General features: G+C 65.2%; 16 protein-coding genes. 11 read left to right on the forward strand and 5 right to left on the reverse strand.

The window, feature by feature from the left end; genetic code table 11:
* The first annotated feature begins 11 nt into the window (after positions 1-11).
* From AWB78_RS18105 to AWB78_RS18145, 9 genes are all read left to right on the forward strand, one after another.
* Positions 12-839 carry an ABC transporter ATP-binding protein gene (locus AWB78_RS18105; RefSeq protein WP_062606659.1) on the forward strand — a complete coding sequence of 276 codons (828 nt, stop codon included), beginning with the start codon at positions 12-14 and terminating at the stop codon, positions 837-839.
* 43 nt (positions 840-882) lie between these two features.
* Complete coding sequence (locus tag AWB78_RS18110) at positions 883-1,851, forward strand: GlxA family transcriptional regulator (RefSeq protein ID WP_232477742.1); 969 nt, start codon at positions 883-885, stop codon at positions 1,849-1,851.
* A 119-nt stretch (positions 1,852-1,970) separates the two neighbouring features.
* On the forward strand, positions 1,971-3,197 hold the full coding sequence (locus AWB78_RS18115; protein ID WP_062606663.1) for an aspartate aminotransferase family protein: 1,227 nt from the start codon (positions 1,971-1,973) through the stop codon (positions 3,195-3,197).
* Positions 3,198-3,213: 16 nt separating this feature from the next.
* Positions 3,214-4,266, forward strand: coding sequence for an arginine/ornithine succinyltransferase subunit alpha (gene aruF / locus AWB78_RS18120; RefSeq protein WP_062606665.1), 1,053 nt, complete (start codon positions 3,214-3,216; stop codon positions 4,264-4,266).
* A complete protein-coding gene (gene astA / locus AWB78_RS18125) occupies positions 4,263-5,294 on the forward strand; it encodes an arginine N-succinyltransferase (protein WP_062606667.1) in 1,032 nt (343 codons plus the stop codon). The genes aruF and astA overlap by 4 nt, the downstream gene beginning before the upstream one ends.
* Before the next feature lie 12 nt (positions 5,295-5,306).
* A complete protein-coding gene (astD, locus tag AWB78_RS18130) occupies positions 5,307-6,779 on the forward strand; it encodes a succinylglutamate-semialdehyde dehydrogenase (RefSeq protein WP_062606670.1) in 1,473 nt (490 codons plus the stop codon).
* 15 nt (positions 6,780-6,794) lie between these two features.
* Positions 6,795-8,135, forward strand: coding sequence for an N-succinylarginine dihydrolase (astB, locus tag AWB78_RS18135; protein ID WP_062606851.1), 1,341 nt, complete (start codon positions 6,795-6,797; stop codon positions 8,133-8,135).
* A complete protein-coding gene (gene astE / locus AWB78_RS18140; protein ID WP_062606673.1) occupies positions 8,119-9,135 on the forward strand; it encodes a succinylglutamate desuccinylase in 1,017 nt (338 codons plus the stop codon). The genes astB and astE overlap by 17 nt, the downstream gene beginning before the upstream one ends.
* A 254-nt stretch (positions 9,136-9,389) precedes the next feature.
* Positions 9,390-10,157: an ABC transporter substrate-binding protein gene (locus AWB78_RS18145; RefSeq protein WP_269768939.1), complete on the forward strand. Its 768-nt coding sequence runs from the start codon at positions 9,390-9,392 to the stop codon at positions 10,155-10,157.
* Between the two features lie 78 nt (positions 10,158-10,235).
* Here the strand turns inward: AWB78_RS18145 and AWB78_RS18150 are convergent, their stop codons facing one another.
* From AWB78_RS18150 to AWB78_RS18165, 4 genes are read right to left on the reverse strand one after another with little or no spacing between them, the layout of a single operon-like run.
* Positions 10,236-11,099 carry an efflux RND transporter periplasmic adaptor subunit gene (locus AWB78_RS18150; RefSeq protein ID WP_062606675.1) on the reverse strand — a complete coding sequence of 288 codons (864 nt, stop codon included), beginning with the start codon at positions 11,097-11,099 and terminating at the stop codon, positions 10,236-10,238.
* 36 nt (positions 11,100-11,135) lie between these two features.
* Entirely contained in the window at positions 11,136-11,339 is a 204-nt protein-coding gene (locus AWB78_RS18155; RefSeq protein ID WP_062606678.1) for a DUF1656 domain-containing protein, read from the reverse strand.
* Complete coding sequence (locus AWB78_RS18160; RefSeq protein ID WP_062606680.1) at positions 11,326-13,518, reverse strand: FUSC family protein; 2,193 nt, start codon at positions 13,516-13,518, stop codon at positions 11,326-11,328. The genes AWB78_RS18155 and AWB78_RS18160 overlap by 14 nt, the downstream gene beginning before the upstream one ends.
* A 2-nt stretch (positions 13,519-13,520) precedes the next feature.
* Complete coding sequence (locus AWB78_RS18165) at positions 13,521-15,035, reverse strand: efflux transporter outer membrane subunit (RefSeq protein ID WP_062606681.1); 1,515 nt, start codon at positions 15,033-15,035, stop codon at positions 13,521-13,523.
* A gap of 168 nt (positions 15,036-15,203) precedes the next feature.
* Here AWB78_RS18165 and AWB78_RS18170 point away from each other — a divergent pair, with 168 nt between their 5' ends.
* Together AWB78_RS18170 and AWB78_RS18175 are read left to right on the forward strand one after the other, a co-directional pair.
* A complete protein-coding gene (locus AWB78_RS18170) occupies positions 15,204-16,142 on the forward strand; it encodes a LysR family transcriptional regulator (RefSeq protein WP_062606683.1) in 939 nt (312 codons plus the stop codon).
* Between the two features lie 125 nt (positions 16,143-16,267).
* Positions 16,268-16,456 carry a hypothetical protein gene (locus AWB78_RS18175; protein ID WP_062606685.1) on the forward strand — a complete coding sequence of 63 codons (189 nt, stop codon included), beginning with the start codon at positions 16,268-16,270 and terminating at the stop codon, positions 16,454-16,456.
* A gap of 18 nt (positions 16,457-16,474) precedes the next feature.
* Here AWB78_RS18175 and AWB78_RS18180 read toward each other — a convergent pair whose 3' ends face one another.
* Complete coding sequence (locus AWB78_RS18180; RefSeq protein WP_062606688.1) at positions 16,475-17,185, reverse strand: SOS response-associated peptidase; 711 nt, start codon at positions 17,183-17,185, stop codon at positions 16,475-16,477.
* Positions 17,186-17,229 lie beyond the last annotated feature (44 nt).

Raw genomic sequence — 17,229 nt, forward strand, 5'->3', positions numbered from 1 at the left:
AATTCGAACCCATGGAAGAGACTGTGTCATCACCCGAGGAGAAAGCGTTGGAGCCCACCGCCAAAGACGTCGCGACCAAGCTCGTCGCCGAGGACATTCACAAGCGCTACGGCGACAACGAAGTGCTGAAGGGCGTCTCGCTCGCCGCGAAGGCGGGCGACGTGATCAGCATCATCGGCGCGAGCGGCTCGGGCAAGAGCACGTTCCTGCGCTGCATCAACTTTCTCGAGCGGCCGAACGCCGGGCAGATCATCGTCGACGGTGAAGCCGTACGCACGAAAACCGATAAATCCGGCAGTCTCGAAGTCGCGGATCAGAAGCAATTGCAGCGCGTGCGCACCAAGCTCGCGATGGTCTTCCAGCACTTCAACCTCTGGTCGCACATGACGGCCATCGAGAACGTGATGGAAGCGCCCATTCATGTGCTCGGCGTGTCGAAGAAGGAAGCGGAAGACCGCGCGCGCGAGTATCTGGAGAAAGTGGGCCTGCCGCCGCGCGTCGAGAAGCAGTATCCGTCGCATCTGTCGGGCGGGCAGCAGCAACGCGTCGCGATTGCGCGCGCGCTCGCGATGCATCCCGACGTCATGCTCTTCGACGAACCCACGTCCGCGCTCGATCCCGAACTCGTCGGCGAAGTGCTGAAGGTGATGCAGCGTCTCGCCGAAGAAGGCCGCACGATGATCGTCGTCACGCACGAGATGGGCTTCGCGCGCAACGTGTCGAATCACGTGATGTTCCTGCATCAGGGGCGCACGGAAGAAGAAGGCGCGCCTTCGGACGTGCTGACCGCGCCGAAGAGCGAGCGTCTGCGTCAGTTTCTTTCGGGCAGCCTGAAATAACGTGACGCGGCAGGTTGCGATCGTCGCATTGCCGCCGGTGTCGATGAGCGGCATCGGGCCGATCATCGACAGTCTTGCGCTCGCCAACGAGATCGACGGACATCGTCTCTACGAATGGCGCATCTGTTCCTGGGACGGCCGTCCGGTGCCGCTCTCGGGCGGCGCGCAGCTTCCCGCCGATTGCGCGTTCAACGATGCCGTGCGCTGCGACTGGCTGATCGTCGTGTCGGAGCGCTATCAGCAGTTCGCGGACTATCGGCTTTTTCTCGCGAGTCTCGCGCGCGTCGCGCCGCGCACGCCGCTCGTCAGCGGCATTCATCACGGCGTGTGGTGGCTCGCGATGGCCGGTCAGCTTTCGCAATATCGCGTCGCGGTGAACTGGGAAACGTATCAGCAATTCACCGAGCAGTTCGAGCGCGCGATCGTCAGCCAGCAGATCTTCGAAATCGATCGCGACCGCGCCACCTGTTCCGGCGGGCAGGCGAGCATCGATTTCATGCTCGCGATGATCGCGCGCGATCACGGCCCGGATCTCGCGGAGCGCATCGCGGATTCGCTCGGCATCGGTGTATTGCGCGCGGGCACGGAGCGTCAGCGCATTCCGTTCGTCACCGCGCCGGGCGAGCGCCATCCGCGTCTGAACGATGCGCTTCAACTGATGGAAGCGAACATCGAAGACCCGCTCGCCACCGATGAGATCGCGAATCTCGTCGGCATTTCGCGCCGGCAGCTGGAGCGGCTCTTTCGGCAATATCTCGGCGCGATGCCGTCGAAGTATTACCTCAATCTGCGCCTGACCAAGGCGCGCACGCAGTTGCAGCGCACGAGCAAATCGGTGGTGCAGATCAGCCTCGCGTGCGGGTTTTCGTCGGCGGCGCACTTTTCCAATGCGTACCGCGACCGCTTCGGCGTGACGCCGCGCGAGGAGCGCCGCAACTGGATCGAGAAGCAGCGCGGCGGCGCCATCGACGAGCCGCGCGGCGGCGCGCTGATCGAGCCGCCCGGCGCGTGAGTAACGTCGCAAAAACCCCATCGAAGCATGTCGCGAACGCGCAAGACGGAACGCGGGCGATTGCCTAATATCGAACCTATTACACGAAACCGCTGCACGAACCTGACGAGGAGTCGCTCATGACCGACATCAATGTGAATCGCGGTACATTCGACGAGGTAATGGTCCCGGTCTTCGCACCGGCCAATTTCGTGCCCGACCGGGGCCGCGGCTCGCGCGTATGGGATACCGACGGGCGCGATTATGTCGATTTCGCCGGCGGCATCGCGGTGACGGCGCTCGGCCACGGCCATCCGGAACTGCTCAAGGTGCTGCACGAGCAGGGCGACAAGCTCTGGCACATCGGCAACGGCTACACGAACGCGCCGGTGTTGCGCCTCGCGAAACGACTGACGGATCTGACCTTCGCCGATCGCGCGTTCTTCGCGAACTCCGGCGCCGAGGCGAACGAAGCGGCCTTGAAGCTCGCGCGCCGCTACGCAATCGACAATCACGGCGAAGACAAGATCGAGATCATCTCGTTCACGCAGTCGTTTCATGGGCGCACCTTCTTCACGGTGAGCGTCGGCGGCCAGCCGAAGTATGCGGAAGGCTTCGGCCCGCAGCCGCAGGGCATCCGTCATCTGCCGTACAACGATTTGCCGAAGGCGCTCGAAGCGATCGGCACGAAGACCTGCGCGGTGATCGTCGAGCCGGTGCAGGGCGAAGGCGGCGTGCTGCCCGCCGATCCCGCGTTCCTCCAGGGCCTGCGCGAAGCGTGCGACAAGCACGATGCCCTGCTGATCTTCGACGAAGTGCAGACCGGCGTCGGCCGCACGGGCACGTTCTACGCGTACATGCAGTACGGCGTGACGCCCGACATCCTCACGAGCGCGAAGGCGCTCGGCAACGGCTTCCCGATCGGCGCGATGCTCACGACGAACGAGATCGCCGCGCACTTCAAGGTCGGCGTGCACGGCACGACCTACGGCGGCAATCCGCTGGGCGCATCGATCGCGGAGAAGGTCGTCGAACTGATCAGCGATCCGCAAGTGCTCGAAGGCGTGAACGAGCGCAGCCGCGCGATCAAGGCGCATCTCGAACGCATCAACCAGCGCTTCGGCCTGTTCAAGGAGATTCGCGGACGCGGCCTGCTGATCGGCGCGGAACTGAACGACACCTACAAGGACCGCGCGAAGGACGTGCTCAATGCGGCCGCGGCAGACGGCGTCATCATGCTGATCGCGGGGCCGAACGTGCTGCGCTTCGCGCCGTCGCTCATCATGCCGATAGCCGATCTCGACGAAGGCTTCGCGCGCATCGAAAAGGCGATCGAGCAGGTCGTCGGCGTGGCAGCCGTCAAGTAACGAACAGGAACCGACGATGCTTTTCGTTCGTCCCGCAAGACTCTCCGATCTCGACGAGCTCGAACGCATGGCGCGCGCCGCGCAGCCCGTGCTGCACTCGCTGCCGCGCGACCGGCGCGCGCTGGAAATGCGCGTCGCGCTCTCGGAAGACTCGTTTCGCGCCGAAGTCGAATTCCCCGGCGAGGAGTTCTATCTCTTCGTGCTCGAAGATTCGCAGACGGGCCGGCTGCTCGGCACGTCGAGCATCGTCGCGTCGGCAGGGTATTCCGAGCCGTTCTACGCGTTTCGCAACGATGCGCTGATCCACGCGTCGCGCGAGCTCAAGGTGAATCGCAAGATCCATGCGCTCACGATGTCGCACGAGCTCACCGGCATGAGCCGCCTGACGGGCTTCTATATCGATCCGTCCTTGCGCACGGGCAATGGCGAAGCGGCCGCGCATCTGCTGTCGCGCGCGCGCATGATCTACATCGCCGCGAACCGCAAGCGCTTCTCCAGCGAAGTCTTCTCGCTGATGCTCGGCGTCACCGACGATGCCGGCGCCTCGCCGTTCTGGGACGCAGTCGGCCGCAAGTTCTTCGGCCGCGACTTCGAGCAGGTGGAATCGGAATCGGGCGGACGCAGCCGCACGTTCATCGCGGAAGTGATGCCGAGCTATCCGCTCTACGTGCCGCTGCTGCCGGGCGAAGCGCAGCGCGTGCTCGGCGAGCCGAACGAAAGCACGCTGCTCGCCTACGACATCCATCTGGAAGAAGGCTTCGAGCCGGACCGCTTCGTCGATATCTTCGATGCGGGGCCGGTGCTCACGATCGCCGTCGACAAGAGCGCGTCGGCCGGTTCGGGCGAGTTGCGCGCGGTGCAGGTGGTGAATGCGGCGGCATCGGGCGGTGCGCCGTATCTCGTCGCGGCGGGCGGGGCGCACGAGTTCCGCTGCATCGTGACGGATCTGGCGGGAACACGCGCCGACGGCGCCGCGCTCAACCCTGCCGCCCGCGAGGCGCTCGGCGTTGACGACAAGGACACGGTGCGTTGCGTGCCGTTGCATCAGGCATCGGGAGAATTGCAATGATCGTCGTGCGTTGCACGCAACCGGGCGATGTCGGCGCGCTCGTCGCGCTCGCTCAGGAAACGGGGCCGGGCCTCACCACGTTCAAGCCCGATCGCGGCGCGCTCGCGGGACGCGTCGAACGCGCGCGCCGCACGCTGGCGGGCGACGCGCAAGCCTTCGAAGCGGGCTATTTCTTCGTGATGGAAGACACCGCGACCGGCGATGTCGCGGGCGTATGCGGCATCGAAACGGAAGTCGGGCTCGAGCAGCCGTTCTACAACTATCGCGTGTCGACGGTCGTGCATGCGAGCCAGGACATGGGCGTGTGGACGCGCATGTCGCTGCTCAATATCGCGCATGATCTGACGGGCTATGCGGAAGTGTGCTCGCTTTTCCTGAGCCCGCGCTATCGCACGGCCGGCGTGGGCGGCTTGCTGTCGCGTTCGCGCTTCATGTTCATCGCACAGTTCACGGATCGCTTTCCGCAGCGATTGTGCGCGGAGTTGCGCGGCCATTTCGACGAGAACGGCGAGTCGCCTTTCTGGAACGCGGTCGGCTCGCACTTCTATCAGATCGATTTCAACGAAGCGGATTACCTCAGTTCGCACGGCAAGAAGTCGTTCGTCGCCGAGCTGATGCCGCGCTATCCGGTGTATCTCGACCTGTTGCCCGATTCCGCGCAACACGCGGTCGGCGTCACGCACAAGGACACGGCGCCCGCGCGCAAGATGCTCGAAGCGGAAGGGCTGCGTTACGAGAATCACGTCGATATTTTCGATGCGGGCCCGGTGCTCGAATGCCACATCGCGGACTTGCGCACGGTGCGCGAGAGCGTGATCGCGAGCGTGAAGATCGGCGATCGGCCTGAGACGGACGGCAGCGCGAAGAGCCTCGTATCGAACACGCTGCTCGAAGACTTCCGTTGCGGCGCGACGAACGGCGCAATGGAAAACGGCTTCTTTTTACTGACGCGAGACGAAGCGGCTGCATTGCGCGTGAAGGAAGGCGACAACGTGCGCGTGCTGACCTCTTATCCGCGCGCGAAATAAAAGAGACACGACATGGATATCTCGAACCATTTGTACATCGGCGGTGCTTGGCAGGAAGGCAAGGGCGCGGCGTTCGCGTCGCGCAATCCGGGCACCGATGAAACCGCATGGCAAGGCAGGAGCGCATCGGCGGAAGACGTGGATCGCGCGGTGTCGTCGGCGCGGCGCGCGTTTGCTTCGTGGTCCGCGCTTTCGTTCGATGAACGCGTCGCGATCGCGAAGCGCTTCGCCGCGCTGCTCAACGAGAACAAGGACGCGCTCGCCCACGCGATCGGGCGCGAGACCGGCAAACCTTTGTGGGAAGCGCGCACCGAAGTGGCGTCGATGGCCGCGAAGGTCGATATCTCCGTGCAGGCGTATCACGAGCGCACCGGCGAGAAGCGCGCGCCGATGGCCGATGGCGTCGCGGTGCTGCGGCATCGTCCGCATGGCGTCGTCGCCGTGTTCGGGCCGTATAACTTTCCGGGGCATCTGCCGAACGGGCATATCGTGCCGGCCCTGATCGCGGGCAATGCGGTCGTGTTCAAGCCGTCCGAGCTTGCGCCGGGCGTCGCGGCGGCGACCGTCGCGTTGTGGATTCAGGCGGGCTTGCCGGCGGGCGTGCTCAATCTCGTGCAGGGCGAAAAGGATACCGGCGTCGCGCTCGCGAATCACCGGCAGATCGACGGGCTTTTCTTCACCGGCAGTTCGGACACCGGCACGCTGCTGCACAAGCAGTTCGGCGGACGGCCCGAGATCGTGCTCGCGCTGGAGATGGGCGGCAACAATCCGCTCGTCGTCGCGAACGTGGAAGACATCGACGCCGCCGTGCATCACACGATTCAGTCGGCGTTTCTGTCGGCGGGGCAGCGTTGCACGTGCGCGCGGCGTCTCTTCGTTCCCGACGATGCCTTTGGCGAGCGCTTCATGCAGCGCTTTGCCGACGTGAGCGCGAACATCCGCTTCGGCAAGTTCGACGACGAACCGCAGCCGTACATGGGCGCGGTGATTTCGGCGCGCGCGGCTGCGCGTCTCGTCGATGCGCAGGCGCGTCTCATCGAAACCGGCGCGCGGCCGGTGCTCGAAATGACGCAGCGCGCGGCGAATCTCGGCTTCGTGTCGCCCGCGATTCTCGACGTGACGAACGCCCGCGACGTGCCCGATGAAGAGCACTTCGGCCCGATGGTGCAGGTCACGCGCTACAAGACGTTAGATGACGCCATCGAGCGCGCCAACGACACCGCCTACGGCCTTTCCGCCGGCCTTCTCGCCGACGACGAAGCCGCATGGAAGCACTTCCAGCGCACGATCCGCGCGGGCATCGTCAACTGGAACCGGCCGACCAATGGCGCATCGTCGGCGGCGCCGTTCGGCGGCATCGGGCGTTCGGGCAATCAGCGGCCGAGTGCGTATTACGCGGCGGACTATTGCTCATACGCGATGGCGTCGGTCGAAAGCGCGCAATTGCAGATGCCGGCGAGCGTGTCGCCGGGACTTACGTTCTGAAGAGCGGGAATGAACATGCTTGCAACCGAAGCAAATTTCGACGGGCTGGTCGGCCCGACGCACAACTACGCGGGACTCTCGTTCGGCAACGTCGCGTCGCGCAGCAACGAGAAGTCGGTGGCCAATCCGAAGGCCGCCGCGAAGCAGGGCTTGCGCAAGATGAAGCAGCTCGCGGATCTCGGTTTTCAGCAGGGCGTGCTGCCGCCGCTCGAACGTCCGTCGGTCAGGCTGTTGCGCGATGTCGGCTTTTCCGGCGACGACGCCACGGTGATCGCCCGCGCCGCGCGCGAAGCGCCCGAGTTGCTCGCGGCGGCGAGCTCCGCATCGGCGATGTGGACCGCGAATGCCGCGACCGTGAGCCCGTCGGCGGATACGGAAGACGGCCGCGTGCACTTCACGCCGGCGAATCTGGCCGCGAAGCTGCATCGCGCGATCGAGCATGGCGAAACGCGCCGCTCGCTCGCCGCGATCTTCGCCGATGAAGCGCGCTTTCGCATTCATCACGCATTGCCCGGCACGCCCGCGCTCGGCGACGAAGGCGCGGCGAACCATACGCGTTTCGCACGCGAGTACGGCGAGAAGGGTGTCGAGTTCTTCGTGTACGGACGCAGCGAGTACGGCCAGGGCCCGCAGCCGCAGCGTTATCCCGCGCGCCAGACGCTCGAAGCGAGCCGCGCGGTCGCGCGCCTGCACGGTCTTTCCGACGATGCCACCGTGTTCGCGCAGCAATCGCCTGATGTGATCGACGCCGGCGTGTTCCACAACGACGTGATCGCTGTCGGCAACCGCACGACGCTCTTTTGCCACGAGCGCGCGTTCCTCGATCAGCACAAGGTCTACGACGAACTGCGTGCGAAGCTCGACGCGCAGGGCACGCCGTTCACCGCGCTCGAAGTGCCGGCGAGCGAAGTGAGCGTGGAAGACGCGGTCTCGTCGTATCTCTTCAACAGCCAGTTGTTGTCGAGCGCGGACGGGCGGCAAGTGCTCGTCGTGCCGCAGGAGTGCCGCGAGAATCCGCGCGTGGCGGCGTATCTCGATTCGCTCGCGTCGCGCAAGACGCCGATCGACGAAGTGCTCGTCTTCGATCTGCGCGAGAGCATGAAGAACGGCGGCGGTCCGGCCTGTTTGCGTCTGCGCGTCGTGCTCAACGATGCCGAGCGCGCGGCGGTCAACCCGCGCGTGTGGATGAACGATGCGCTCTTCGCGCAACTCGATGCATGGATCGACAGGCACTATCGCGACCGCCTTGCGCCTGCCGATCTCGCCGATCCGAAGCTGCTCGCGGAATCGCGCGCCGCGCTCGACGAGCTGACGACTCTTCTCGGACTCGGTGCCGTCTATGACTTCCAGCGCTGATTCGTCCTTGCTCGAAGACTTTCTTGCTTTCACGCTGGCGGGCGAGCGTCCGGCGGCGGGTTCGGGGAACGCGGCATCGGGCGTGCGCTGGACATGGCGAGGCGCAGGCGTGCTGCTGCTCGAACCCACGGCGCAGCCGACGCACAGCGTGCTCGCATCGGCGGGCGTGCATGGGGATGAAACCGCGCCCATCGAAATGTTGTCCGCACTGGTCGCGGATATCGCCAGCGGCCGCGCGCCGCTCACCGCGCGCATGCTCGTGATTCTCGGCAACGTCGATGCGATGCGCGCAGGCGCGCGCTATATCGACGACGATCTGAATCGCCTCTTCAGCGGCCGTCACGCGCGTTTCGAGACGAGCCGCGAGGCGCCGCGCGCGATCGAACTGGAAAACGCCGCGTTGGATTTCTTCGATGGCGCCGCGCATCCGAAATGGCACATCGACATGCACACGGCGATTCGCGCCTCGGTGTTCGAGCAGTTCGCGTTGTTGCCGCACACGGGCGCGCCGCTCGCACGCGCGATGTTCGACTGGCTGCGCGATGCGCGTCTGCAGGCGGTGCTGTTGCATCGCGAGAAGGGCAACACGTTCACGCACTTCACGGCGCAGGAAGCGGGCGCGCTCGCGTGCACGCTCGAACTCGGCAAGGTGCGGCCGTTCGGGCAGAACGATCTCGCGCGTTTTGCCGCATCGGATGCGGCGTTGCGTCGCCTGATCGCGGGCGAATCGGCACGAGAAAATGCGCCCTTGCGCGTGTTCACCGTCGTCGCGCAGATCGACAAGCACAGCGATCAGTTTGTGTTGAACGTCGCGAGCGATGTGCCGAATTTCACCGCGTTCTCCGTGGGCACCGAACTCGCGCGCGACGGCGATTATCGCTATCGCGTGTCGCACGATGAGGAGCGCATCGTGTTTCCGAATCCCAAGGTCAAGCCGGGACTGCGCGCGGGCCTGATGGTCGTCGACACGACCGAGGCGACGCTCGCATCGCTCGATTGAACCGCTCATCGGCTTGCCAGATCAGCTGCATCGTTCGCCCGGCGCGTTGCGGGTTCACGCGCGCTACAATCGCGCCCCGTGTCTGATGCGACGCATCAATCCACGCGTGCGGGTTTGAACGTGGATTTTTGTGCCGCGATGCTTCATCGGCTGCGCGAGGCGGCATCAATACACAGGATTCGAACCGCAATGGAAGGAGATGGAAGTTGAAGAAATCGCATCTGATCAGCCGCAAGCTCGCCGCGGTCGCGGCGCTGGGCGCAACCGTCGCCATGGGCGTCGTGGCGTTGAACGCGCAAGCGGCCGATAACATGAAGGAATTGCGCTTCGGCGTGGAAGCGTCGTATGCGCCGTTCGAGTCGAAGTCGCCGGCCGGCGAGCTGCAGGGCTTCGATATCGACATCGGCAATGCGGTGTGCGCGAAGCTGAAGATGAAGTGCGTGTGGGTCGAGAACTCGTTCGACGGCCTGATTCCCGCGTTGCAGGCGCGCAAGTTCGACGGCATCAACTCGGACATGACGATCACCGACAAGCGCAAGCTCGCCATCGACTTCACCGATCCGATCTACACGATCCCCAATCAACTGGTCGCGAAGAAGGGCAGCACGATCCAGCCGACCGTCGACGGTCTGAAGGGCAAACGCGTCGGCGTGCTGCAGGGCTCGATCCAGGAGACATACGCGAAGGCGAAGTGGGCGCCCGCGGGCATCGATGTGGAGTCGTATCAGGCGCAGGACCAGGTCTATGCGGATCTGGCGTCGGGCCGTCTGGATGCGGCGTTCCAGGATGCCGAGGCGGCGTCGAAGGGCTTTCTGAAGCAGCCGCAGGGCGCGGGCTTCGCGTTCGCGGGGCCGGCTGTGTCGGATGACAAATTGCTCGGCTCGGGCGTGGGCTTCGGCGTGCGCAAGAACGACAAGGCGCTGAAGGAAGCGATGAATCGCGCGCTGAAGGAGCTGAAGGCCGATGGGACCATCGATCGCTTCGCGGCGAAGTATTTCGATGTGAAGGTGGTGTTGAAGTAAGTCGGCGTGCTGAAAGCGAAAAAGCCCGCGCGGAGCGATTCCGTCGCGGGCTTTTTGCCATGAGGCGCGGCATGTCGCTCAACTCGACGGCGCAATCACCACCGTGCATGTCGTTCCCGCGCTCAGCAGCACGCCATCCGGCACCTCATCGATATGCACGCGCACCGGCACGCGCTGCGCGAGCCGCACCCAGTTGAACGTCGGGTTCACATCCGCGAGCAGTTCGCGGCTTTGCGGATTGTCGCGGTCATAGATGCCGCGCGAAATGCTCTCCACGTGCCCCTTCAACTCGCCGCCGCTCATCAGGCGGACCGATGCCTTGTCGCCGATGCGCACGTGCGGCAGCTTCGTTTCCTCGAAGTAGCCATACACCCAGAACGAGTGACTATCGACGATCGCGAGCTTCGCCGCGCCCGCCGTCGCATAATCGCCGCGGAACACGTTCAGGTTCGTCACATAGCCATCGACGGGCGAGTACACCTTCGTGCGTTCGAGATTGAGCTTCGCGGCATCGAGCGCGGCCTGCGCCTGCTGCAACTGCGCTTCGGCGGTCGATGCGGTTTGCATCGCGTTCTCGCGCGCTTCCTTCGACACGACCTGACTGTCCATATCGGCGCGGCGCGCGGCATCCGCGCGGCGCATGCGCAGCTCGGCCGCGCGCGCCGCGACGTTCGCCTGCGCCTGCTCGACCGCGATCCGATAGTGCGACGGATCGATCTCCATCAGCAGATCGCCTTTCTTCACGAGCTGGTTGTCGCGCACCGGCAACTGCACGACCGCGCCCGACACGTCCGGCGCCACGTTCACGACATCCGCGCGTACGCGGCCATCGCGCGTCCACGGCTCGTCCATGTAATGCACCCACAGCGCGCGCCCGATGACGAGCGCGACCGCGAAGATGGCGATCGTCAAAACCAGGCCGATGATTTTCCTGAGAATCATGATGCAACTCTTTTTCAGCTTGAATGAATGTGATGTTCAGCGATACGCGACGAGCCCGAGCGTGCCGCAGATGCACACGAGCAGGCTCGCGCGAAACAGCGCCGGATGCCAGACCACGCGATAGAGGCCGGTCATCGCGAGCACGCGGTCGACGATCCACGTGACCATCGCGCCCGCGATGAAGAGCAGGAGGATCGTCGGCACATAGGCTTCGAGGATCGCGACGTTACGCGGCAGCATGGGGCGCTCCTTCGGGCGTGTGTTTGCGCACAGGCGCACATTGCGCGAACGGGGATTCGTGATCGAGCAGCGCCGTGCGAATGAAGTGCAGATGACTCGCGATGCGCTGCAGCCGATGCCTTTCCTCGCGCGGCGGATCGAGCCGCGCGAGCAGGGCTTGCGTGTCGGCGATCGCGCGTTCCGTCGATGCGAGCGCGAGGTCGAAACGCCGTGCCTTCGGCCGATCGAAAAGTCGCGCGACGGCATCGAGCGTCGCATCGACCGAGCGCCGCCACGGCATCGACGCGGCATGGTGCGGCTCGTTCGGCAACCCGGCGATCTCGCGCCGCAAGTCGATGACCGCATTGCCGAACTCGAGCACCGCGAAGAGCCATTGCAGCGCATCGCGTTGCAGATCCGGCCGGCCTTCGGCGAGCGCGTTGATCTGCGCGAGCAGATCGCGCGTGCGGCTTTCGAAGTGCGTCGTGAGACTGGCGAGCCGTCCGCGGCGCGCGCTCACCACTTCGCGTCGCAAGTCGCCGAGCAGCAGATTGCGCAGCCACGGCGCATCGGTGGGCAGCAGCACGGCGAAGGCGATCGTCGCGACGATCATCGACAGGACGAGCGCGAGCGCATCGTTCATGAAGCCGGTCGGATCGTAGTGGACGAGATTGTCCGGCCCCGCGAGAAAGCAGAAGAAGATGCAAAAGCCGATGCCCACGCCCGCGAGCGCGCGCCGCGTGGTCAGATACGCGCCGAACATGAGCGCGGGCGCGAGCGCGGCGCACATCATCGCGAAGCCGTCGATATGCGGAAACACGCCGAACACCACGATCATGCCGGCGATCGCGGCGAGCGTCGTGCCGATCGCCATCTGCGCGGACATCAGCGCCGGGCGCGGCGAAGAGGACGCGAGCGCGCACACGGCCGCCGCGTTGAGGACCATCGTGCCGCCGCTCGGCCACGCCGTCTCGATCCAGAACGCGGAGAGAATGAACATCACGACCGCGCCGCGCAAGCCGGAGATCGCCGCCGCGAGCATGTTGGTCTTCGGCACGTAGCGCGCGATCCAGTGCTCGCGCTCGTGCGACGGCGATGTCAGCGACGCATAGGTTTCGGCGTACGCGAGCATGTCGTCGACGAAGCGGTAGAGTAGTTCGGACGCGGTGTCGAACTCCAGTTGCGCGAAGTCGGGGTTCGCCTCGAGCGCGATGCGCGCCGCGCGCACGCGCTTCGGCAGCGCCGCCTTGTACTCGCGCAATTGCGCGGCGGCGTGCGCGGCGTCGGCGGCGTTTCGCACCGGCTCGCCCGATACGGAAAAGAGCGGCGGCACTTCGCGAAAGAACGGTTCGAGCGCGGCGATCGTCGTCGCCGACGCATTCTCGCGCAGCCGGTTCATCAACTGATGCAGCGCGTGAAAGCGCGTCGACGCGCTCATGAATTCGCTGTTCAGACGCGCGAGCCGTCCGCCGCGCATGCGCGATTCGGGATTCTCGAACACGGCGACACTGCGCGCGGCCTCGAAGCCGACGATGTCCGACACGAACGCGAGATTGGTCCGCTCGATCTGCGCGCGCTCCATGTTGCCCGACAGCGCGCGGCACACGTAATCGACGAACTGCGAGAAGCGGCGGCGCACGGTGGTGCGAACCTGCTCGCCCGCATGCTGCGGAAAGATGAGCGCGCTGACCGCGCCGGAGCACACGATGCCGAGCGTCACTTCGCCGACTCGCGTGAGCGCGGACAGATACGCGCCGTCCGGATGCTGCGCCGCCGGAATGCCGATCAGCGCGGCGGTGTAGCCCGCGAGCACGAAGCCGTACGAACGGAAGTTGCGATTGCGCGCCGCGCCCGCCGTGCAGACGCCCACCCAAAGGGCAGTCGCCGAGAGGAACAGCACCGGCTGCTGCGAGAACAGGCTGATGAACACCATCATCACGACGAGGCCGACCATCGTTCCGCAGAAACGATAGAAGCTCTTCGCGAGCACCATGCCGCTTTGCGGCTGCATCACGACGAACACGGTGGTCATCGCGGTGCGCGGCTGCTGCATGTCGAGGCGCATCGCGATCCAGAGCGACAGAAGCGCCGCGAGCACGGCCTTGAAGATGTAGACCCACGCGAGGCCGTCGGTGCGCGCCCAGTCGAGCAAGGCATGCCTGAGCGACGGGCGTTCGATGAAAGTAGCGGGCGTGGACATGCTCAGTCTCCCTTCGCTTTCGCGAACGGCCCGATGTGCTTCGACGGCGCGAGCGCGGTCTGTTCCGGCCCGTTCGACGGATCGTCGATGCCGCCGCCGAGCGCCGACGTGAGCGTGGCGTAAGACGCGAGCCGTTGCGCGCGCACGCGCGCCTGTCCGTCCTGCGCCTTGAGCAACTGCGCTTGCGCAATGAGCACGTTCAGATAATCGGTGAGACCGCGCCTGTAGCCTTCGTTCGCGAGATCGTAGCTCTTGCGCGCGGCGGCGACCGAGCGGTCGGACGCTTCGAGCTGCGTGTCGAGCGAATGCACGCGCACGACCTGATCGGCGATGTCCTTGAGCGCCGCGACGAGCGTCGCGTTGTAGTGATCGACGGCCTGATCGTATTGCGCCGATGCCGCGCCGAGCTGCGCGCGCAGACGGCCGCCTTCGAAGATCGGCAGCGAGATCGCCGGGCCGAAGCTGTAGCCCGATGCCTTGCTGGTCAGAAAGCTCAGCAGCGCGCCGCCCGCGAAAGCCTGCGTGAGCGAGGCCGCGAGATTGATGTTCGGATAGAAACCGGCCTTCGCGACATCGATGCCGCGCGCCTCTGCCGCCACCATCCAGCGCGCCGCGACGATATCCGGCCGATGACCGACGAGTTCCGCCGGCAGCGCGGAGGGCAGGGGCAGCGGCGTCGCGAGCGACAACTCCGGGCGCGTCAGCGCTTCGCCCGCGCCCGGACCTTCGCCCGCGAGCGCGGCCAGTCGATGGCGTGCGAGCTGGATCTCTTCCTTATAGACATCGACCTGACGCTCGTATTCGGGCAGTGGCGTTTCCGCCTGGCTCACTTCGAGCTGCGTGCCGAGGCCGCCCTTGAGGCGCCGTCTCGCGAGATCCGCGATGCGTTCCTGCTGCTGGAGCGTGTCTTGCGCGATATCGAGCAGCGCGAACGACTGCGAAAAGCCGATATACGCGCGCACGATATTCGTTTCCAGCTCGAGCTGGGCGGCGCGGGCATCGGCGGCGCGCACGTGGGCGACATCGAGCGCGCGCTCGGCGTTGTTGTCGTCGCGGCCCCAGAGGTCGAGGGTGTACGAGAGCGTGAGGCCGGCGGTGTTGTCCCAGGTCGTCGTGTCGGCGAACGGGCCGGGGCCGTAGAAATCGTTGTTGGGCCAGTTCTTGCGCGAGACGCTCATCGCGCCGTTCACGTGCGGCAAAAGCTCGGAGCGCGCCACGCCCGCCTGCTGCTGCGCTTCGCGCACGCGCGCCGCGGCCATGGCAAGCGTCGGGTTGCCGCTGGTCGCACGCGCGATCCAGGCGTCGAGTTGCGGGTCGCGATAGGCGCGCCACCATTGCTCGTCGGGCCACTGCGCGTCGGCATTGGCCGCGCGAATGGCGCTGCCGGCATCGAGCGTGGCGGCATCCTTGAGCGTATCCTGCGGCGCGATCTTGCCCGTGCTGGCGCACCCGGCAATTGTTAATATTGCTGTAAGAACCGCGGCTGAAGCAGTCTTACTGAATACTCGCCCTCGCACGATTCACTCCCATATTCGAATTAGATTCCAGGAAGTGATTATATTTTTGCGAAGATTGTCGAATAACCGGTAAGAATGCAAAGCATTCTTACGGATGATGTGATAATCGTCGTTGCCGATCGTGCAACAATTCTCTACACACATAGTTCTTGAAGTCGGGAAAACGCCATGGACACGCTCCAAAACATGCGCGTATTCGTGCGGGTCGTCGAAGCGGGCAGCTTCACCGCGGCCGCGCAGCATCTCAATACGACGACGGCTTACGCCTCGCGGGCCGTGTCGGACCTCGAAGCGCATCTGCGCACACGCTTGCTGAATCGCACGACGCGGCGTATCGCGCTCACCGAGGCGGGCGAGCGCTATCTGCAGCGCTGCGAGCAGATCCTCGCCTATGTCGATCAGGCCGAAGCCGAGGCGAGCGACGCCCACGCGCGTCCGTCCGGCAAGCTGAAGGTCCATTCGATGACGAGCTTCGGCCAGCACTACATCGTGCCGATGATCTCGCGCTATCAACAGCGTCATCCGTCGGTGCAGGTCGATCTGACGCTCGCGCAGCGCGTGCCGGACCTGCTCGACGAAGGCTACGACGTGTCCGTCGTGCTCGCCTCCGATCTGCCGGATTCCGGGCTCGTCTCCGCGCGGCTCGGCTCGATCTTCAGCATCGCGTGCGCGTCGCCGGCGTATATCGAGAAGCACGGCGCGCCGCACGTGCTGTCCGATCTCGTGCGCCATACCTGCCTGCATCTGATGACGCCGGTGTTTCCGCCGGACCGCTGGGTCTTCGACGGCCCGAACGGTCAGGAGACGGTGAGCCTCGGCCCGTCGACGTTCACGGTGAATGTCGCCGAGGCGATGGTCGCGGCGATCCGCGAGAGCATGGGCATCGGCGTGCTGCCGACATCGTCCGCGCTGCCGGGGCTGCGCGCGGGCACGCTCGTGCGCGTGCTGCCGCAATACACGATGCAGGAGCTCAACGTGTACGCGCTCTATCCGTCGCGCCAGTATCTCGATGCGAAAATCCGTACATGGGTGGAGTTTTTGCGCGAGGCGCTGCCCGATACGCTCGCCGCCGACGCCGAATCGCTGAAGGAATTCGTCGTCACCTGAAAACGTGTGCGCGTGCGCGTTCCGTTACGAAAAAAGTCGGGGCGCAACACTTGCTTACTCATGAATTGTCCGCAGCTTGCTATTTTCAGCACTGTTCAATCGCATTTTTTACCGGGATAAGTCAAATGAGTACGCCACTCCTGCTTGCACTCGCCGTGCTCCTGGTGCTGATCGCCGTTCCGGCGTCGCGCGATCTCTTCAACGCCATGCGCGCCCAGTCGGAACGCGACGCGAAGCGGCGTCTCGTGCCGGTGCGCATCGACGACGATCGCGACGCGCGCGCCCGCCGCATGCGCGATCCGTACGACCGCTGAGCTTTCCTCCGACAGCGTTCATAGCAGCGTTTCCAGTGGCTCGATGAGCCGCGGCTCGTCGTTGGTCGCGCGGTTCACATCGGTCGAGACGCGATGCCACACGAAGTGCGACGCCGGCACGCCGTCCGACTTGACGAGCGCCCCGAGATCGTCGGGCGATGCCTCCGGATCGAGCCAGCGATGCGCAACCGCGGGCGATAACACGAGCGGGCGGCGGTCGTGCACATCGACGAGGCCCTCGTCGGCGGCGGCCGTCACGATGACAAAGCCCGCGCCGGGCGCGGCAGCGTCCTCGTCGCGCAGGATGCTGGTGAGCGCGGCGAGATACATCGGCTCGCCGTCCGCGCGCTGAATGAAGTAGGGTTGCTTGAAGGGCTTCGCGGCCGGATCGCCCGGACGCGGCTCGACACGCCATTCGAACCAGCCATCGGCCGGCACGAGAATGCGCGCTTTCTTCCACAGATGCTTGAAATACGCGCTCGTCGCCGCCGTCTCGACGCGCGCGTTGATGCATTGCGGCAGCTTCTTCTGAATGGCCCACGGCGGACAATAGCCCCAGTGCACCGCGCGGATGGTTTCGTCGGGATAAACGGCGAGCGGATGCGTGCCGGGCGAGAGGTTATAGCCGGGGCGCCTGTCGGCGGCATCCACGAGCACGAACGGATTTCTCAGATGCAGGCGTTGCGCGTAATGCATCGGCAGTCGGTACTGGCTGATTCGGCCGCACATGGCGTTCCTCCGCTAGGTCCAACACGGTTCCGTGCTTCTTTTTC

The sequence above is a fragment of the Caballeronia calidae genome (assembly GCF_900044055.2).
In the GTDB taxonomy this organism is placed as follows: Bacteria; Pseudomonadota; Gammaproteobacteria; order Burkholderiales; family Burkholderiaceae; genus Caballeronia; species Caballeronia calidae.